Source organism: Seongchinamella sediminis (assembly GCF_003457605.1).
In the GTDB taxonomy this organism is placed as follows: domain Bacteria; phylum Pseudomonadota; class Gammaproteobacteria; order Pseudomonadales; family Halieaceae; genus Halioglobus; species Halioglobus sediminis.
The window spans coordinates 13,726-33,134 of sequence record NZ_QRAN01000009.1 but is presented as its reverse complement, the minus strand read 5'-3'; the positions used below and the strand labels follow the sequence as shown (position 1 = coordinate 33,134).

The following is a 19,409-nucleotide window of genomic DNA, read 5'->3' as shown; positions in this document are numbered from 1 at the left end:
GCGAGCTGCCATGCGCTTGCCGCCCGGCGTCAGGAATCGCTTGTGGATTCAGTCGCCCGGCGCGTGACGAAAGGGGCGATGAGCATACCGTCCAGGCGCTGCTCATTCGCGGTGTGGGTATCCAGGCCGATGGCGGCCTGTTGCTGCTGCGCCTCGGTGGTCTGCTGGTAGGTGCCAAACAGATAGTCGAACCAGGGCACGGATAAACCGTAGTTGGAGTCGGTGAAGCGCTGCTCGGCCATGTGGTGGGTGCGGTGGAAGGCCGGTGTCACCAGCAGAAAACGCAGCAGCCCCTCCAGGCGCCTGGGTACGGCGACGTTGGTGTGGGTCAATACCGCCATCACCAGGTCACAGGCGCGATAGGCGAGCAGGGCAGCGGGCGCGGCGGAGAGCAGCAACACCAGGCCGGCCAGCGGTAGTGCGCTCAATGCCCCCTCGATGGGGTGGTGCCTGAAGGCGGTGGAAATATCCATCTCATTGTCGGCGTGATGCACCGCGTGAATCCGCCACAGCAGGGGCACCTTGTGCATGGCAACGTGGATCGCGTAGCGAGCGAGTTCAAACAGGATAAAGGTTACCGCCAGCTGCAACCACAGGGGCTGGGCCGAGAGGCCCAGGCTGGAAATGGGGCCGACCCGGTAGACCAGGGCGCCGGCGATCAAGGTGCCCAGCAGATGGTTGCTCAGGTAGGTCAACAGGGCAAGGCCTCCGTTATTCAGCCAGCGGCGCAGATCGACCACGCTGGTGCGCAGCGGACGGAACATCTCCAGCACCATGCCAAGCGTGAGCGCGGCCAGGGTCACCAGGGTGGTATCAATGAGGGGGGTGGGGGCGGCTTCAATCATGGTGCCGTGAGTGTGGGTAAAAGGGATGCGCCCCGCAGGGTAGCGGCGGGGCGGGGCAAATAGGGTTCAATCAGCCGGGCTGGTTCCCTTCTCCTCCGGGGCCCTCGCCGAATATTTCGCTGCAATAGGCGGTGGCGTAGGGCTGGCCATCACTCGGCACGCTGGCGCCGTCCAGCGCTACGTTGGGCTCGCCCTCGCCTTCACCATCCTGGCAGTAATAGTCGAAGGTGCAGGTCTCGGCCGTGATAGGTTCGCCGCCCGGTCCTGCACCATCCACAAAGGTATAGGTAACGGTCACCGGCTGGCCGCTATTGTTGATAAAGCAGGGGGGCGGGTCGAACTCGTTTGCCGTGTAGCTCTGCGAGCCCTCGCTGCTGTTGCCCTCAATGGCCGGTACCATCGCTATTCCCGCTATCGGGTTGTCGGTGCTGAACAGCAAGCCGGCGGCGAGGCCCAGGGTTGCCAGCGGTGCGGCGGCACGAACCAGGGCACCGCCCTTGCGTGACAGCCGGTATGCGGCTAGCGCCAGCAGTATCGCCAGCATGATGGCGCCATAAGTGCCCAGGGTCGGAACGGGCTGGGCACTCGCGGCGGCCCCAGCGCTCCAGTTGATCTGGATGGTTGAAAAGCCGACCACTCCGGCGAAAGCGTTGGAGGTAAATCCGAGGCCAGTGGTGGCCACTGCTAAGAGTTTTTTCATTGCGTCCCTGCCTTTTATTGTCAGAATGTTACGGGGCAACCGTAGCCGCTAAGACCCTCACTCGTCAAGGCGGCAGGAAAAATGACCAGAAAACAGTGCCCTGCCCGTAACGAAGCGCGCCCGGCGCCCCATTACGCCGGGCTTGCCGCTCTCGGATAGCCGGATGTTAAAGTGTCAGGCCGAATGCTTGAGGCTGAACAGGACAATAATGACATGAGTAGCAAGATTCCCCGCAGTAATGACAATGATTTCACGGCCGACATCATCGCCGAGCGCCAGCAGTTCCTGGCGCAGAAAACCGGCGCCTCCCTGGATCATACCCGCCGCTTCAGCTTTGATCCCCAGAGCATGGACGGCAACTGTGAGCACCTGTTCGGGGTAGCCCAGGTGCCTATCGGGGTGGCGGGGCCCCTGCTGGTCAACGGCGAGCACGCCCAGGGGGAGTTCTATGTGCCCCTGGCGACTATCGAGGGCACCCTCATCGCCAGTTATAACCGCGGCATGCGGGTCATACGCGAGAGTGGCGGCGTCACCACCACCGTGTGCGGCGAGGCCATGCAGCGGGCGCCGGCCTTTGTGTTTCGCAATGGCCGGGAGGCGCGGGACTTCTCCCTCTGGCTGCGGGAGCACTTTGCCGAGGTCAAGGCGCAGGCGGAAGCCACCACCTCGGTGGGCAAACTGCTGGAGATCGAAAGCTACGTGTACCACAACTGGGTCAACACCCGCTTCAATTACAGTACCGGGGATGCGGCGGGGCAGAATATGACCGGGCGCGCCACCTATGTCGCCTGCGAGTGGATCAGCAAGCACTATCCCCAGTTGCGGCACTATATGCTGTCCAGCAACTTCGACACCGAGAAAAAGCCCTCCGCGGTCAATTCACTCGGTACCCGGGGGCGCCGGGTAACTGCCGAGCTGACCATCCCCAGGGGCGTGCTGCAGAGCGTCCTGCGAATCACTCCGGAGCAGATGGCCTACGGCCAGGCCATCAGCCTGATGAGTTCCTACATCGCCGGCTCTTCCAGCAATGCGGCGCACCCGGTGAACGGGCTGGCGGCACTGTATATCGCCACCGGGCAGGATGCGGCCTGTGTCGGCGAGGCCGCCCAGAGCACGGTGTACACCTACGTGGACCGCCGGGGTGACCTGTACTTCTCGATCACCCTGCCGGCCCTGGTGATGGCCACCTATGGCGGCGGCACGGGCCTGGCTACCCAGCGTGAATGCCTGGAACTGATGGGCTGCTACGGCAAAGGCAAGGCCCACAAGCTGCTGGAAATCGCCGCGGCTACCGTGGTCGCCGGCGAGCTCTCCCTGGGCGCGGCCACCCGCCGCGACAAGGAGACCGGCAAGAATGAGTGGGTGGATGCCCACGAGACCCTGGGACGCAATCGCTAGGCCCGCTTCCGTCTCGACGTGAGCGGCAGCCCCGGTCGGGGGCAGGGTGCTGCCGCTACAGGCTTTCGCCAGTAACAGTAATGAGAATAATTAGCATTTGTATTGTAACTAGGAATGTTTCCTATTATCATTCCAGGTCTCTGACACCAGGCGAATAGGGGAAACATTCCAAATGAAGAAGCAAGTGCTTGCCGTCGCGATTGCGGCTGCCGTGGCCAACACCGCCCACGGACTCGATGGTGAACTGGAAGAAGTAACCATCATCGGCTCCAGGGATGCGGCCAGGGAGCTGGCCGGCACCGGGTCGGTGATCGGCATCGAGCAAATCGACATCGAGGCGGCCCGGGATATCAACCAGCTGCTGAAAACGGTTCCCGGCACCTATATTCAGGAAGAGGATGGCTATGGCCTGCGGCCGAATATCGGTATTCGCGGTGCCACCGCCGAGCGTTCATCGAAGATCACTTTGATGGAAGACGGGGTGATGATAGCGCCGGCACCTTATTCCAACCCCGCCGCCTACTATTTTCCCACCATGAGCCGCATGCACAGCGTGGAAGTGCTCAAGGGGGCGCCGCTGTTGCGCTATGGCCCGCAGACCACCGGCGGGGTGGTCAATATGATCTCTACCCCCATTCCCCGTGAATCCGCCGGCAGCCTGCAATTTGCCTACGGCCAGCACGGTGAAGCGGACCTGCTGGCCAACTACGGGGCGCGCAGTGGCAACGTCGGCTTCCTGGTGGAAACCGCCCAGCGCCGCAGCGATGGCTTCAAGGACATCGACCGTTCCGGCGGCGACACCGGCTACGATATCAGCGACTACCTGGTGAAGCTGGCCTGGGAAACCGAGCGCCAGAGCCTGCTGTTCAAGGCCCAGTACTCCGAGGAAGTATCGGACGAGACCTACCTGGGGCTGACTGATGCCGATTTCGATCGCGATGCCGACCGGCGTTACGGCTTGTCGGAACTGGACGAGATGGACAATGACCACGAGGGTTACAGCCTGGTGTATCGCCTGGACCTCAGCGACAAGCTGAGCCTGAGCGCCACCGGCTACTACAACAAGTTCGCCCGCGACTGGTTCAAGCTCAGCGGTGGCGGCAACTATGTGTCCGCCGCCAATAAGGGCGACGCGATTGCCCAGGGCATACTCGACGGCACTGTCGATGTGGACGGCCTGCAGTACAAGCACAATAACCGGGAGTACGAATCGAAAGGCATTGAGCTGAACGTCGACTGGACCCTTGGCAGACACCAGCTGGCCCTGGGTGGCCGCGTCCACGAGGACGAGATGGATCGCTTCCAGCCGGTTGAATACTACAACCAGGTGGATGGCGAACTGGTCTTCGACGGCATAAAGGAACCCACCGGCAGCGACAACCGCCTGGAACAGGCGGATGCCACGGCCCTGTGGCTGGTGGACAGCTGGGACGTAAGCGATGCCCTGAACCTGAACCTGGCCCTGCGCTACGAAGATGTCGAATCCTCCCGCCGCCAGTACGCCGACCCGCAGCGCAGCGAACTGGACAGCACCCGCAGCAACGACAGCGATGAGTGGCTGCCCGGCGCCTCCTTCACCTACGACCTGAATGACAACTGGCAGGTACTGGCCGGCGTGCACAAGGGCTTTTCGCCCCTGGGGGGCGGCGCCCGGGCGTATGAGGACCCGGAAACCAGCACTAACTACGAAGCCGGTGTCCGCTACCGTGGCCAGTGGTTTGTCGAGGCGGTGGGCTTCTACAGCGATTTCGACAACAAGTCAGAGAACTGTTCCAACGCCAATCCCTGCAGCAATGGCGCCACCTCCGGTTCCTTTACCACCGGCGAGGCGGTGATCTCGGGGGTGGAACTGCAGGCGGGCACCAGCCTGGAACTGGGCAGCTACACGATGCCGCTGGACCTGATGTACACCTACACCGATGCCGAGATCAGCAAGGACAACCCGGAAGAGGGCTTTGAAGACGGCGATCGCCTGGCGTCCATCCCGGAGAATATCTTCAGCCTGCGCCTGGGCCTGGTTGGCTCCCACGGCTGGGACAACTACGCGGTGGTCAAGTACCTCGATGAAATGTGCATGAGCATCGGCTGCGAGGGCGGCAGTGCCTTCGATGAAAGCGAGGACTTGCTGGTGGTGGACCTGATCAGCCGCTACGCGCTGAGCGATGACGGCACCGTGTACCTGAAGGTGGAAAACCTGTTTGACGAGCGCGCCATCGTCTCCCGTCAGCCGGACGGCGCCCGTCCCAACAAGCCCCTCACCGCCTCGGTGGGTGTGCAGTGGAACTTCTGACCCCGGCCCGCTGGGCCCGGCGGCCCGGTCAGTGGCCGGCCGCCACCCGGTAGTCCTTCAGGCCCTGCCAGGCGAGGCCTGCCGCCAGGGTGCACAACACCGGCGGCAGTATCGCCAGCGAGTAGCGAAGGGCCAGGTCGTCGGCAAACACGAAATCGGTGATCAGCGCGACCGCGCTGGGACCGAAGGCCAGGCCAAACAGGTTGGTGGAAAACAGCATCAGCGCCGAGATCTGGGCGCGCATCTGCGGCGGGGTGATCAGCTGGACCCCGGCGATGCCAACACCGAAGTAGGCGTTGAGAAAGAAAATGATTGGCGCCGCGGCGAGCATCGCCAGCCCCGGCGAGGGCGACAGGGGGCCGGCTGTGGCCGGCAGCAGCCACAGCAGCGCGCAGATCATCACCACCCGCAGGGGCGCGTCCCGGTAGCCGCGCTCACTGAGCGGCTGCACACTCCAGCCCCCGGCCAGGGTGCCAAGACTGCCGGCGATGATGAACAGGGTGCCGAATTGGCTGCCCACGGTGGCCCGGTCCGCGCCGAAACTGCGCATCATGAATTCCGGAAACCAGGCCATGGTGCCGTAGCCCAGGATGGCCAGCAGCGACATGGAACCGATCAGTCCGAGATAGGCGCGCCAGTGGCGCCGCAGCTGGCTGCCGATGGCGGCAAGGTCCGCATGCTGCGTTTGCACGGTCATCCCGGCGGTCGCGCCACGGGCCGGTTCGCGCATGGCACCGAGCAGGGCCACGACAATCACCCCCGGCAAGCCTACCGCGATAAACGTCATCTGCCAGGACTGGATGTGGCCGAGCAGGGGCAGGGTGACGCCGCCGGCGGCCTCGAAGTGCTGGTACACCGCGCCACCGACAATGTAGGCCAGACCGCCCCCCAGGGTGATTCCCAGGGTATAGACCGCCATTGCCCGGGGCAGCTTGTCCGGACTGAAAAAATCCGCCAGCAGGGAATAGGCCGGAGGTGACAGGGCGGCCTCGCCGACACCGACGCCAATGCGGGCGAGAAACAGGGTGGTAAAACTCTTCGCCAGCCCGCACAGGCAGGTCATCACGCTCCACAGCAGTACCCCGACGGTGATGATCCATTTGCGATTGTGCCGGTCCGCCAGCCTGGCGATGGGCAGCCCGAGGACGATGTAGAACATGGAAAAAGCGAAGCCGTGGAGCAGGCTGTACTGGAAGTCAGAGATATCGAACTGCTGGCGGATGGGGCCGATCAGCACCGCCATGACGTTGCGATCAATGAACGAAAGTATATAGGCCAGTAGCAGGACGAACAGCGCGTACCCGGCGCCGGGTGCGTTACTATTGTTATTCAACTTGTCTCCGGGAAAACCTTTCAGTTACCGCAGTTTGTCATCCCGGCGCAAGCCGGGATCCATCACGCGTACTCCACCCCCACCACATAAAACACCTGTTCCCCCGACGGACTGCGTACTACCACCTCGTCATCCAGGCCCTTGCCCAACAGCGAACGGGCCATGGGCGAATCCATGCTCAGCTTGCCCGCTTTCAGGTCGAACTCATCCGGCCCGACAATGCGCCAGCGTTGCTCCTCGCCGTTTTCATCTTCCAGCGTTACCCAGGCGCCGAAACGTACCCTGCTGGGATCGTCTGGCGCCCGGTCCACCACCTCCAGTTCGTCCAGTCGTTTGTTGAGGAAGCGAACCCGGGAATCGATCTCCCGCAGCCGGCGCTTGCCGTAAATATAGTCGCCGTTCTCGGAGCGGTCGCCGTTCTTGGCCGCCTCGTGGACCGTGCATGTCACCTGGGGGCGCTCTATCTTCCACAGCTGGTGCAGTTCCGCGCGCAGGGCGGCCTCGCCCTCCGGCGTGATGTAGCGTGAGCCGCGCTGCCGCGGTGGTCTGTATCTTCCCATGGCAGCATTCTAAAAGGGCCGGGCGGCGGTGTCATCGGCAAATCGTTGCCCGGCAGATCGTTGCCCGGCAGATCGTTGCCCGGCAGATCGCTGCCCGGCAGATCGTTGCCCGCGCGCGCCGGGCGGGGGATAATTTGCCCCCAACCTCGCAAATCTGGAGCTTTTCATGGCGCGAATAATGCTCGCCTGTCTTACCCTTGTCGCCGGCCAGGCCATGGCCAACTGCCCCCAGCTGGAGGGCAATCTGATGCAGGGCGGCCTGGTGTGGGGGGATGTGCCGCCGGGCAGCAGCGCCACCCTCGACGGCCAGGCCCTGGATGTGCTGGAAAACGGTACCTTCGTGGCCGCGTTTGGCCGCGATGCCGGACCCCGGGCGGAACTGGTAGTGACCGGCCCACAGCCCTGCACCCAGGCGCTGGAAATAAAGTCCCGCGAGTACCGCATCTCGCGGGTGGAGGGGGTGCCGCAAAAAACCGTCACCCCTTCCGAGGAGCACCTGGCGCGGATCCGCCGGGAGCAGGCCCTGGTGGGCGCGGCCAAGGGCCAGCGCCTGCAGCGCCCGGACCTGCTGCTGAACGCCCTGGCTGGCTTTGAGTGGCCCGCCCGGGGGCGTATTTCCGGCGTCTACGGCAGCCAGCGGATTTACAACGGTACCCCCAAAAACCCCCATTACGGCGTCGATGTGGCCGTGCCCACCGGCACCCCGGTGCATGCGCCCAGCGCGGGGGTGGTGACCCTGGCCGAGCCTGACCTGTTCTTTTCCGGCGGCACGGTAATCCTCGATCACGGCTACGGCCTGTCCTCCTCCTTCCTGCACATGAGCAAGGTCCACGTGGAGGTCGGGCAGGAGATCCGTACCGGTGACCTGATCGGCGAGGTGGGCGCTACCGGCCGCGCCACCGGCCCCCACCTCGACTGGCGCATGAGCTGGCGCCGGGAGCGGGTCGACCCGCAACTGCTGGTACCGCCGATGGCCGATCCCGCCGGCAGCGAGGGCTGAGGCCCCCTCACCACTATGCCAAGGAGGGTGAAAGCCCGTATAATGTTGCTCCGTTTTTATCCCGTGAGATGGCGATGATCGACAAGAAGTTACTCAGCATCCTGGTGTGCCCGGTGAGCAAGGCGCCGCTGGAATACGACCAGGAAAAAGACGAGCTGGTGTGCAAGGCCTCTGGCCTGGCCTACCCGGTGCGCGACGGTATTCCGGTCATGCTGGAATCGGAAGCCCGGCAGCTCACCGCCGACGAGAAGCTGGGTTAGGGCGATGGCTGACACCATATTTGGCAAAATCATCGCCGGTGAGATTCCCGCCGAGTTTATCTACGAGGACGAGCACTGCGTCGCCATCAACGACATCGCGCCCCAGGCGCCGGTGCACGTGCTGGTTATCCCCAAAAAAGCCATTCCGCGGCTGGTTGACGCCGGCGCCGAAGACCAGGAATTGCTGGGCCATCTGCTGCTGGCGGCAGGTAAAATCGCCGGGCAGCTGGGGGTGCAGGACGCCTTTCGGCTGATTGTCAACAACGGTGAGGGCGCCGGCCAGACCGTGTTCCACCTGCACCTGCATATTATTGCCGGCAGGAAGTTTGCCGAAGGGCACATGGCGGGCTGAGTCCCGCCAGTCCCAATTCAACGAGACCGACTATGAAGACCGTAGAGATACGCGAAGCGTTCCTGGATTTTTTTGAGCAACAGCAGCACACCCGGGTGGAATCCAGCTCGCTGGTGCCGGCTAACGATCCTACCCTGCTGTTTACCAATGCCGGCATGAACCAGTTCAAGGACACCTTCCTGGGCAACGACCCGCGTCCTTACGTGCGCGCCACCAGCAGCCAGCGCTGCGTGCGCGCCGGCGGCAAGCACAACGACCTGGAAAACGTCGGTTACACCGCGCGCCACCACACCTTCTTCGAAATGCTGGGCAACTTCAGTTTTGGCGACTACTTCAAGCAAGACGCCATCCAGTTTGCCTGGGACTTCCTTACCGGCACCCTGGGCCTGCCGCCAGAGCGCCTGTGGGTGACCTGCCACATCTCCGATGACGAGGCGGAGGAAATCTGGGTCAACGAAATCGGTTTTCCCCGGGAGCGCATCTCCCGCCTGGACGAGGACAATTTCTGGCAGATGGGCGATACCGGTCCCTGTGGTCCCTGCTCGGAAATCTTCTATGACCACGGCCCGGATGTGCCCGGCGGTCCCCCCGGCAACCCCGACGACGACCTGGATCGCTACATCGAGATCTGGAACCTGGTGTTCATGCAGTACAACCGCGATGCCGAGGGCAACATGAATCCGCTGCCGGCGCCGTCGGTGGATACCGGCATGGGCCTGGAGCGCATCGCCGCGGTGATGCAGAAGGTTCACAGCAACTATGAAATCGATCTGTTCCAGGCCCTGATCACCGCGGCCGCCGGCCTGCTGCAGGTCGACGACCTGGAGCACAAATCGCTGCGGGTGATTGCCGACCATATCCGTTCCTGCGCCTTCCTGGTGGCCGACGGGGTGTTGCCAGGCAACGAGGGCCGCGGCTATGTGCTGCGGCGTATTATTCGCCGCGCCATCCGCCACGGCAACAAGCTGGGCGCCAGCGCCCCCTTCTTCCATAAACTTGTGGCCACCCTGGCGCAGGAAATGGGCGCCGCCTACCCGGAACTGGTCAAGCTGCAGCCGCAGATCGAGAAGGCCCTGCTCACCGAGGAGGAGCAGTTCGCCAAGACCCTGGACAAGGGCATGGTGATTCTCGAGGAGGCGCTGGACGGCCTGGCGGGGGAGGAGATCCCCGGCGATGTGGTGTTCAAGCTGTACGACACCTATGGGTTCCCGGTGGACCTGACCAACGACATCGCCCGCGAGCGCGGCCTGCGCCTGGACATGGACGGTTACGACGCCGCCATGGCTGAACAGCGCTCCCGCTCCCAGGAGGGCGGCAGCTTCAAGGTGGACTACAACGACATCCTCAAGCTGGAAGGGCATACCGAGTTTACTGGCTACGACAGCACCCACGGCGAGGGTACGGTCACGGCGCTGCTCAGGGACGGCCAGCAGGTAGACAGCCTGGCCACCGACGAGACCGGCATAGTGGTCCTGTCCAATACCCCGTTTTACGGCGAGTCCGGCGGCCAGGTGGGCGACACCGGTTACCTGACCGCGAGCGGTGTGAAGCTGGAAGTCACCGACACCACCAAGGCCTCTGACCAGCACCTGCACCACGTGAAAGTGCTGCAGGGCAGCGTCAGCAAGGGCGACGTGCTGGCCACGCAGGTGGACGCTTCCCTGCGCCAGCGCACCCGGCTCAATCACTCCGCCACCCACCTGCTGCACGCGGCGCTGCGCAGGGTGCTGGGCGATCACGTACAGCAGAAGGGCTCGCTGGTGGATTCCCAGCGCCTGCGTTTCGACTTCTCCCACTTCGAGGCGGTCAGCGCGGAGGAACTGCGCCAGATCGAGCACCTGGTCAACGAGCAGGTGCGGGCCAACACCGAGGTCAGTACCCGCCTGATGTCCATGGAGGAAGCGATGGACGCCGGCGCCATGGCCCTGTTCGGTGAGAAGTACGGCGATGAGGTGCGCGTGCTGGCCATGGGCGAGGACAACTTCTCGGTAGAGCTGTGCGGCGGCACCCACGCGGCTCGCACCGGTGACATTGGCCTGCTGCGCATCACCGCCGAGTCAGGCGTGGCCGCCGGCATCCGCCGGATCGAGGGCGTCACCGGGGCCGGCGCCCTGGCGCTGATCGACGCCAGTGAACAGCAGCTGGCCGCAGTCTGCGAGGTGGTCAAGGGCACTGTCGACAACGTCGCCGACAAGGTGGCGGGGCTGCGGGCGGAAAACCGCGAGCTGGAGAAAGAAATCGCCCGGCTGAAGCAGAAGCTGGCTACCGGTGCCGGCAGCGACCTCACCGCGGACGCCGTCGATGTAGGCGGCTTCAAGGTGCTGGCCGCCAACGTGGAGGGGGCCGACGCCAAATCCCTGCGCGAGGTGCTCGACCAGGTCAAGAATAAACTGGGCTCGGCGGTCATCCTGCTGGCCGCGGTCAACGACGACAAGGTGGCGCTCGCTGCCGGTGTGACCAAAGACCTCACTGACCGGGTCAAGGCCGGCGACCTGATGCGCGAGTTTGCCACCCGGCTGGGCGGCAAGGGCGGCGGCCGCCCCGATATGGCCCAGGGCGGCGGCAGCGATGTGCAGGCCCTGCCAGAGGTACTGAAGGATGTGCCCGGATGGGTCCAGTCCCAGCTCTCCTGAAGTCTCCCGGCCCCGGCCCGATGCGGAATCCTGCAGCGGTTCCGCAGTTTAAATTTCGCCCAAACTGGTGTTTAATAGCGCCCCTTTTTTCCCCGGGAGCACAGGGTAATCCGCCCGTCCCGGCTCTCTGGACAGTGAGTTATTGCGAACCCCGATGAGCTTAATCGTACAGAAATTCGGCGGTACCTCCGTCGGCAGCATCGAGCGTATCGAGCAGGTGGCCGACAAGGTAGCCTCGTTCCGCGCCGACGGGCATTCCGTGGTGGTGGTGGTGTCGGCCATGAGCGGCGAGACCAACCGCCTGATCGGCCTGGCCCATGAGATCCAGGAACGTCCGGTGCCGCGCGAAATGGACGTGCTGGTATCCACCGGTGAGCAGGTGACCACGGCCCTGCTGTCCATGGCCCTGGACAAGCGCGGGGTAAAAGCCAAGAGCTACAACGGCAGCCAGGTAAGAATTCTTACCGACGACGCCCACACCAAGGCCCGGATCAGGGAAATCGACGACGCCCGCCTGCACGCCGACCTGGACCAGGGTTATGTGATTGTGGTGGCCGGCTTCCAGGGCGTGGACGAGCACGGCAACATCACCACCCTGGGCCGCGGTGGTTCCGATACCACCGCTGTGGCCCTGGCGGCGGCACTGAAGGCCGATGAGTGCCAGATCTATACCGACGTGGACGGCGTATACACCACCGACCCGCGGGTGGTGGACGGCGCCCGCCGGCTGGACAAGATCACCTTCGAGGAAATGCTGGAAATGGCCAGCATGGGCTCCAAGGTGCTGCAGATCCGCGCGGTGGAGTTCGCCGGCAAGTACAACGTGCCGCTGCGGGTGCTGCACAGCTTTCAGGAAGGCCCTGGAACCCTGATTACAATTGAGGAAGACACAGCCATGGAAACCCCAACCATCGCCGGCATCGCCTTCAACCGCGACGAGGCCAAACTCACCATCCTGGGTGTTCCGGATATGCCGGGGGTGGCGCATCACATACTGGGCCCCATCGGTGACGCCAACATAGAGGTCGACGTGATTGTGCAGAACGTCGCCGACGACAACTCCACCGATTTTACCTTCACCGTGGGCCGCAATGATCTGCCCCGGGCGGAGGAGGTGCTGAAAAAAGTGGCCGGCGAAATCGGTGCCGCCGAGGTGCGCGCCGACAGCAGGATTGCCAAGGTGTCGGTCGTGGGCGTGGGCATGCGTTCCCACGCCGGCGTGGCGAGCCAGATGTTTGCCGCCCTGGCCGAAGTCGGTATCAATATCCAGATGATCACCACTTCGGAGATCAAGATCTCGGTCATCATTGAAGAGAAGTTCCTGGAACTGGCGGTGCGATCGCTGCACTCCTCCTTTGGTCTGGAGGCGGAACCCCAGGACGAGAATGCTGCCTAACTGTTGCGATCAGGAGGTAACGGCTTATAAAGGCGCGTTTTGTATTCTGGTAAACACGCTGGCAGAAACTACACTTAAAAAGCTCGACCAAGTCGCAGGGACCCGGACCGCGCCGGGATTGCGAACTGCCACCAGAGGCACAAGCCCGCGGCAGTCAGGAGACAGGAGAAAATAATATGCTGATACTTACCCGCAGAGTAGGCGAGTCACTGATGATAGGGGACGACATTACCGTGACCGTGCTCGGCGTCAAAGGCAACCAGGTACGCATCGGAGTAAACGCCCCCCGGGATGTGGCGGTACACCGGGAAGAAATATACGAGCGCATCCAGGACGACGATAAGCAACCGCCCCCCACCGGGGAAGATTAATCGCCCCGAAGTCGTCCCTTGGCTTTGATTTACGTCTGATTGTGGTATCATGCCGCGCCTGTGTCGGACGCTGTTTTGACACGGCTTAAAACCTTCCGGAGAGCTGGCCGAGTGGCTGAAGGCGCACCCCTGCTAAGGGTGTATAGGCTTATACCCTATCGAGGGTTCGAATCCCTCGCTCTCCGCCATATAACGGGTTGATTTCATTGGAATAAGATCTCTTCCCTGCTCGGTATGGGACCATTTTGGGACCAAACCTTCAGAAACCCCTAGTTTTTCCGATACGAATGCCGCCATGCCGGCGGCATCTTCCGATATCCACTTGCCGTAGTGTTCATCGATCATGCGGGTGCTTGTGTGCCCAACCTGGCGAATAATCCACTCCTTTGGAATGCCGGCGGTCAGCAATTGGCTGATGAAGGTGTGACGCGCATTGTTCGGCCCACGATAGCGCACCTTGGCTTTTTTTAGGTGGGCACGCCAAAAGTTATTTCGTACCGTCCCGTCGGATTCGTGTGGCCGCTTTGTATTACTGTTTAAAAAGACGGGTCGAACCTTCTCGGAAAAACTTTTCTTGTTGTCGCGTGACTTGACCTTCAGTTGACGCGGCGCCAATCCCTCCGTGAGCGGGCGTTGTACTTTCAGCCATTCGATTGCAGGCGTGATCAGTTCCACCTCCCGCGTGGAGCGTTTGGTTTTGGTCTGCTTGTAGGTACCGTTCACCCTGGCACGACAGACTTTGACCGTCCCACGCTTGAGGTCGATATCTTCCCAGGCCAACGCGATCAGCTCCGAGATTCTCAATCCCGACCAGAACGCAAACCCCATCATGTGGATTTCCTGCACGCGTTTTGTTGGAGTGGACAAGATAGTTTCGATTTCTGCCAGGGTGAAGGGGTCGGGATCTTCCCGATCACCCAGCGGCAGGTTGTCGATCGCATCAAGGGGAGAGTCGTAGCGAACGTTATCAGCTTTTGCATCTTTGAATATGCCGCGCAGAATAATCATGATTTCGTTGATGGTTTTATTGGAGAGCGCGATGAGGTCCAGTGCAATCCACTTCTCTATTTCTGTCTTCGTGATTGAAGCGAGTTTGTGCGATCCCCAGCGAGGACGAATATGATTTTCAACTTTGGATTTGTAGTTGACATAGGTTGATTGTGCGGTCCGGATTTTCTTGACCGACAGCCAGAGGTCCAGGGCCTGGTCAACGGTGCGGTCACGGTGGGGATTGCTGCCGAACTGGCTGCAGCGGTTGGAGTCGGGGAAGTGGCTGGCATAGTCAAAGGTACCGCGACCAATTTCAAATAGAATCGCTGCACGTTTTTTTTCAGCGAATTTGATGTTGGCGTTGGTGACCCGCAAGTTTTTCAGGGTCTCCCGGCATCGCACCCCTCGATACCGAAAATCGATACGGATCGTGGCTCCGTGTACTTGTACGCCTTCAGGTAATTCCGCCTCAGTTGACTTTGCTGACGATGTGCTGGTCGATTTGTCAGTGGTAACCACTTTCCGTCCATTCATCAATTGCTCGCCAGTTGTACATGATGTTGCCATCCGGCGCTTTCACCCAGTGAACGCCTTCTAACCAAACGCCTTGTACGCGTTTGTGCTTCTGTGCATCCAGGCGAAAACCGGTGAGCTCTGTTAGCTTTTTGCCGCGTATCCATTTGGGTAGCGGCACATTGTATTGAAGAGGGTCGGTCATTGCGTTCACACAGGCTCGTAAGATTGGAATTCGCGAAAAGATTAGCATTGAGCTAATCATTGAAACAAGCGATCCTACCCGCAAAGTTCTTACCGCTGTGCTAAACGAATTTAAAGCGCCTCTCCCTTGAAGATGATGACACCGCACAAGACGGTATCTGCGGTCACCTCAACAATGCGATTAGGCCAATCAGGGTTGAGCGTTTTGAGATACTGCTTGCCTTCCTCCACGATCAATTGCTTGAACGACACCTCATTGGATGCTTCAAAACGAACGACGACATAGTTCCCGTGATCGGCTCCTGCCTGAGGGTCGACAAAAATCAATTCTCCCTCTCGGAACTTCGGCTCCATGCTGGCGCCGCGCACGCGCAGTACGAATGTCTCCTCACTACATTTGACCGGGCAGATGAGGAGCTGGGTATTGTAAGGTGGCGGTTTATCCTCAGATATTTCGTGCCTTTTTCCGACCTGGTCCCACGCGATTAACGGATGGTGATTGCCGCGACTGGGGTCATCGCGCTCCAGGGCGATGCTCTCTTCATTTTCGTGATCTTCGTCCATCCAACCATGGGGCTTGTTCATGGCTGTCTCTAGCTTGGCGGCCAGATCATCCCCGATGCCTCGCGGTGTTCCTTTCTTGGTAGGCAGCTGATTTCGAACCTGGCTGAGGTAGGAGCTATTGGTGCCCGCAGCACGGGCCAAGCTCGCCGCCGAACCAGCTTCACGAATGAGGATCTCAAGATTCTTGAGCCGTATCGGAATATGCTTTCTTGTCATATATGTAGTTTAGCAAAATTTAGCACAATGATAAACGTTTAATTAGCATAAAATCTTGTGGGCCAATATGCACAGTGCTAATGTTAGTTTGCATGGAGCTAAAGTATTTTCTAAGGATGGCAACCAAAAGGGAGCGGGCAGAAGTTGCGGTAGCGTGCAACGACTCGGTTTCCTACTTGTATCAGATTGCCGGCCAACACCGATATGCCAGCCCACTGATGGCGACGCAAATTGAGCGATATACCCGAATCGTGGCGGACCACTCTGACGGACGGCTGAAGCCCGTGCCTCGGGCGAGCATGGTCAAACACCCTGAGATTTTCTACGGCGTTGACGGTGACTCCGAAGTAGAAGAGGCTGAGGTGGGCAATGACGATGAATGACAAGTCGCCATCGACCCATGAGCTCTCTCGCGTGGATGTCACCCGCATCCATCACTATTCTCGCAATCCCCGCCGCCAGCAGAACCCGGAATACGACCGCATCAAGGCGTCGATCCAGGCTGAAGGTCTGGACCAGCCACTGGTGCTTTCACAGGAGCCGGGGTTTTCGGACTACGTGCTACACAGTGGCGGCAATACGCGGCTGACGATACTGCAGGAGCTCTTCGAAGAGACAGGGGATGACCGGTTCCGCTGGATCGATTGCGTCATCAAGCCCTGGTCGCAAGAATCGAACATATTGTTTGCTCATCTGCGTGAAAACGAACTTCGCGGGGGTCTGCCCTTCATCGACAAAGCCTTGGCGGTATTTGAAGCGAAGTCCCTCCTGGAACAAGAACTGGCGGTCGAGAACCTGTCCCAGCGTCAACTGGAAGCAATATTCCGGGAGCGGGGATTTGGCCTTAGTCACAGCATGATTTCCAAGATGGGGTACGCCGTTGAGATACTCTGGCCATTGATGCCGAAAGCCCTAGCTGCTGGATTGGGGCGGCCTCAGGTTGAAAAGATCCGCGCCCTGGAACGTGCAGCCCAGGCGATCTGGGCTCGGCACCAACTGGGTGACGATACGGTTTTCGACAGTGTGTTTGCTGAGTTATGCCGCCGTCATGACGGCCCCGAGTGGGATATTCAGCCGTTGCGCGATGCATTGGAAAATGAGATTGCCGTGGAGTCCGAACAGCATCGTCAGGTGATTCATCTGGAAATGGAGGCCCACCTGGCAGGCCGGCCATTCGACTTTACCGACAACCCTGCCCGCGTTGGGGAAGGACGGCCGGATAGTGGGTTGGAGCCTGAACACTCAGCGGACAAGGCGCAGTGCACAGATAAGCTGATTTCCGATGATATGCCTTCTGACAGTTCATCACCGGTGGCTAATAACCATGATAGAGATGCAGAGGCGGATACCACGACTGTGGCGAACTCAATTGCGAAGGCCAATCTATCTGGCCATCGCAAGGATGTGGACGCGTTGCGCCACCAGTTGTGGGACTGTGCCTCGGCGCTGGCGGCAGCCCATGGATTACGTGAGATCGTGATTCAACTCCCGGATCAGGGTCTGGGCTTCTTGCTGATCGGTGTCCCACCTCAGGATCTGACGGAGACGCTCGATGCGGACATGCTGGCGCTGGTATCTGCGTTGTGGTGGCAGTTGGCGGCGAGTTCGGAATTGACCATGGCACCGGTCGATAGTGTCCTGGGGTATCTCGATGAGGCCTCCATGCTGCACCAGGCACTGGCATCCCATGATGCCGGATTGCTATTCAATAGCGTCTGGACACCCGATCCCGGCCATCTGAGCAGTCAGCTCTGGCAACAGCTAAACCCGCCGGAGTGGCAGCATCTGCTGCAACTAATGGATGCTTACCGTGCTATCAAACGACTTGCCTACGACCGTGGCATCGAGTTGTGGGTATCCGACCAGGGTGATGGCGATGTCATCCAATAAAGAGGGGGATCTCACTACCGCCGTTCTGTTATATGCCATGCGATGTCTGGCGGAGGGGGACCAGCAGGCGCTACGGACGATGAATTTTGGCCCCAAAGAGCTGGATGCCCTGAAAGCAATGAGCCTGGCTGATCTCTATCGAGTCGACACGCTGCGGGTGCATTGCCTGCAGATCGGCCTTAATCGGGATGTCTTCTGGCCGATGCTGGAACACCTTCAGCATCAGCGAGAATCCGAAGATCTGCAGCGTGAACTGCTGGTTGCCGACGCGCCATTGGAGATGATGCAACAGCTGTTCGGTTTGAGTTCGCGGGAATACACCCGCTGGCGCCGATTGTTGACGCTGGCGCCGGCGGTGGGTAGGCCGCCCGAGCTGGACGAAGCGGATACCCACAGGCTCTGGTATGCCTGGCAAGAACGCCTGACAGGGGAAGACAAAAACGCCTTGGCCGCTGCGGACTATCTCGACCTGCAGCGACAAACGGGTATCGGGCTGCGATCGCTGTGGGCGCTGGTGCAGCGTTGGGAAACGTACGGTGAAAGCGTCGGCTACATACCTGCCGAGCGGGTTGCCGAGAATGGCCCATGATGAGGACGGATTGCGTCCAGAAACCGTTGCGCTCGATGCACTAATCCAGGCGACCATTGCCAAAGTTCGGACACAAAGTGATTCATCGTCGCCGGATGCCATGTTGTTTGTGGGTAACTGGCATCAGGCGGTGCCCGCCCTGGTCATCCAGGATCCGGTACTGGAGCCGGTCGACAAGCTGGTATGGATGGTCATCATGCTACATGCCCGGAAGACCGGTGGGCGAACGGCCTTTCCCGATTACGATACCATTGCCAGAAAAACCAACGTTTCTTCCACATCGACGGTCTCCCGCGCCATAGCGATCCTGCGCCTTACGCGTTGGTTGACCTTGTGCGCTAAAGTGCGTCAGAAGAGTGGTCGCTTCACCGGTAATGTCTACAGCCTCCATGATGAGCCTTTGCCGCTGGCGGATGCCCTGTACCTGGATGAGGCCTACATGGCCTTCGTCACACAATCCCAGGAGCACCACCATGCGCGTGTTCGACGGGTGGCCGAGGCGGTGCTAGAGAGCCTGGATAGGGATATTCAACAGGAAGAATACCTCGGCCGGCAGGAGTCAGCCATTGAACGCCGATTGCAGGCCACTCAGCAACTCTCAGATAGCCGCGGAAACCACGACCAGCAAGGTCGCTATTTCACATTTCATGCCGCCAGCCTCGATCAGCTGAATAAGCCGTCAGAAACCAGAATATCTGGGCAATCTGACCAGCACCAAAATTCAAAGGCGGAGGAACGAGAACACTACGGGAGTCGTTGTAGTAGTGATTATAAAAAAACAACTACAACAACCACTACACCAAATACCAACAATGAGAGAAAAGGATTTTCAGACTCCGATCAACCCATCCCCCTGCCGTCGGACCAAACTTTGATTTATCCACCGCGACTGTCAGAGAACCAGAAACACCTGGCGGATCGATATCTTGCGATGATCGACCCTGATGATCGTCAGCTGGTGCTCGATGAACTCCAGGGCCGACTGGCGTCCGAGCAAAAAGGGATGAAACCGGTCTACGACGAGCTACGATTTTTACACTCCCTGTGTAAGGCCGCACAACAAGGCGAATTCGTGCCTAATCTTGGCATCAAAGTGGTTGAAGCCAGGCAGGAGCGTGTACATCACGCGCCGCCACCTGAGGACGAAGCCCAAAAAGCCAGAACTGCTGAGGAACGAGAACGCTCCCAGGCCTATGGCCGGGAGCAACTGGCCAAGTTGCGAGCTTCGTTGAACGAAGACACCTGAATCATTCGCCGCGTCACCCTGGCAGTAATAATGGCGTTCGACGCCCGCTCTGGTGTTTC

General features: G+C 60.6%; 17 protein-coding genes, 1 tRNA gene and 1 pseudogene. 12 read left to right on the top strand and 7 right to left on the bottom strand.

What is annotated here, in order from left to right:
* Positions 1-29 precede the first annotated feature (29 nt).
* Together DWB85_RS09805 and DWB85_RS09800 are read right to left on the bottom strand one after the other, a co-directional pair.
* On the bottom strand, positions 30-845 hold the full coding sequence (locus DWB85_RS09805) for a sterol desaturase family protein (protein ID WP_117954059.1): 816 nt from the start codon (positions 843-845) through the stop codon (positions 30-32).
* Between the two features lie 70 nt (positions 846-915).
* Positions 916-1,545 (bottom strand): hypothetical protein, encoded by a 630-nt coding sequence (locus tag DWB85_RS09800; RefSeq protein ID WP_117954058.1) that lies wholly within the window; start codon positions 1,543-1,545, stop codon positions 916-918.
* Between the two features lie 213 nt (positions 1,546-1,758).
* Here DWB85_RS09800 and DWB85_RS09795 point away from each other — a divergent pair, with 213 nt between their 5' ends.
* Together DWB85_RS09795 and DWB85_RS09790 are read left to right on the top strand one after the other, a co-directional pair.
* Entirely contained in the window at positions 1,759-2,943 is a 1,185-nt protein-coding gene (locus DWB85_RS09795; protein WP_117954249.1) for a hydroxymethylglutaryl-CoA reductase, read from the top strand.
* 172 nt (positions 2,944-3,115) lie between these two features.
* Positions 3,116-5,233, top strand: a complete 2,118-nt coding sequence (locus DWB85_RS09790) for a TonB-dependent receptor family protein (protein ID WP_117954057.1) — start codon at positions 3,116-3,118, stop codon at positions 5,231-5,233.
* 28 nt (positions 5,234-5,261) lie between these two features.
* On the opposite strand, the gene DWB85_RS09785 is transcribed toward DWB85_RS09790, so the two are convergent.
* Positions 5,262-6,566 carry a spinster family MFS transporter gene (locus tag DWB85_RS09785; protein WP_117954056.1) on the bottom strand — a complete coding sequence of 435 codons (1,305 nt, stop codon included), beginning with the start codon at positions 6,564-6,566 and terminating at the stop codon, positions 5,262-5,264.
* A gap of 62 nt (positions 6,567-6,628) precedes the next feature.
* Entirely contained in the window at positions 6,629-7,126 is a 498-nt protein-coding gene (greB, locus tag DWB85_RS09780) for a transcription elongation factor GreB (protein ID WP_117954055.1), read from the bottom strand.
* A gap of 166 nt (positions 7,127-7,292) precedes the next feature.
* Between greB and DWB85_RS09775 the strand changes: the two genes are divergently transcribed.
* The 7 genes from DWB85_RS09775 (at position 7,293) to DWB85_RS09745 (ending at position 13,326) form a co-directional block, all read left to right on the top strand.
* Positions 7,293-8,126 carry a M23 family metallopeptidase gene (locus tag DWB85_RS09775; RefSeq protein WP_117954054.1) on the top strand — a complete coding sequence of 278 codons (834 nt, stop codon included), beginning with the start codon at positions 7,293-7,295 and terminating at the stop codon, positions 8,124-8,126.
* A gap of 74 nt (positions 8,127-8,200) precedes the next feature.
* A complete protein-coding gene (locus DWB85_RS09770; RefSeq protein WP_117954053.1) occupies positions 8,201-8,386 on the top strand; it encodes a Trm112 family protein in 186 nt (61 codons plus the stop codon).
* 4 nt (positions 8,387-8,390) lie between these two features.
* On the top strand, positions 8,391-8,738 hold the full coding sequence (locus tag DWB85_RS09765; RefSeq protein WP_117954052.1) for a histidine triad nucleotide-binding protein: 348 nt from the start codon (positions 8,391-8,393) through the stop codon (positions 8,736-8,738).
* A 32-nt stretch (positions 8,739-8,770) separates the two neighbouring features.
* Entirely contained in the window at positions 8,771-11,371 is a 2,601-nt protein-coding gene (gene alaS / locus DWB85_RS09760; RefSeq protein ID WP_117954051.1) for an alanine--tRNA ligase, read from the top strand.
* A gap of 154 nt (positions 11,372-11,525) precedes the next feature.
* Entirely contained in the window at positions 11,526-12,767 is a 1,242-nt protein-coding gene (locus tag DWB85_RS09755; protein WP_117954050.1) for an aspartate kinase, read from the top strand.
* 176 nt (positions 12,768-12,943) lie between these two features.
* Positions 12,944-13,138 (top strand): carbon storage regulator CsrA, encoded by a 195-nt coding sequence (gene csrA / locus DWB85_RS09750; protein WP_117954049.1) that lies wholly within the window; start codon positions 12,944-12,946, stop codon positions 13,136-13,138.
* 97 nt (positions 13,139-13,235) lie between these two features.
* A tRNA-Ser gene (locus DWB85_RS09745) sits at positions 13,236-13,326 on the top strand.
* Between the two features lie 199 nt (positions 13,327-13,525).
* Here the strand turns inward: DWB85_RS09745 and DWB85_RS19950 are convergent.
* The 3 genes and pseudogenes from DWB85_RS19950 to DWB85_RS09725 form a co-directional block, all read right to left on the bottom strand.
* A pseudogene (locus DWB85_RS19950) lies at positions 13,526-14,662 on the bottom strand (Arm DNA-binding domain-containing protein); the annotation flags it as partial.
* Positions 14,634-14,846 (bottom strand): excisionase family protein, encoded by a 213-nt coding sequence (xisR, locus tag DWB85_RS09730; protein ID WP_117954247.1) that lies wholly within the window; start codon positions 14,844-14,846, stop codon positions 14,634-14,636. The gene xisR and the pseudogene DWB85_RS19950, both read right to left, overlap by 29 nt.
* Before the next feature lie 110 nt (positions 14,847-14,956).
* Positions 14,957-15,625 (bottom strand): S24 family peptidase, encoded by a 669-nt coding sequence (locus DWB85_RS09725; protein ID WP_117954048.1) that lies wholly within the window; start codon positions 15,623-15,625, stop codon positions 14,957-14,959.
* A gap of 369 nt (positions 15,626-15,994) precedes the next feature.
* Between DWB85_RS09725 and DWB85_RS09715 the strand changes: the two genes are divergently transcribed.
* The 3 genes from DWB85_RS09715 to DWB85_RS09705 are packed head-to-tail and all read left to right on the top strand — an operon-like array spanning position 15,995 to position 19,350.
* Positions 15,995-17,515: a ParB family protein gene (locus tag DWB85_RS09715; protein WP_117954047.1), complete on the top strand. Its 1,521-nt coding sequence runs from the start codon at positions 15,995-15,997 to the stop codon at positions 17,513-17,515.
* Complete coding sequence (locus DWB85_RS09710; RefSeq protein ID WP_117954046.1) at positions 17,502-18,104, top strand: DUF2857 domain-containing protein; 603 nt, start codon at positions 17,502-17,504, stop codon at positions 18,102-18,104. The genes DWB85_RS09715 and DWB85_RS09710 overlap by 14 nt, the downstream gene beginning before the upstream one ends.
* Positions 18,094-19,350 carry an STY4528 family pathogenicity island replication protein gene (locus tag DWB85_RS09705; protein WP_117954045.1) on the top strand — a complete coding sequence of 419 codons (1,257 nt, stop codon included), beginning with the start codon at positions 18,094-18,096 and terminating at the stop codon, positions 19,348-19,350. The genes DWB85_RS09710 and DWB85_RS09705 overlap by 11 nt, the downstream gene beginning before the upstream one ends.
* The last annotated feature ends 59 nt before the right edge of the window (positions 19,351-19,409 follow it).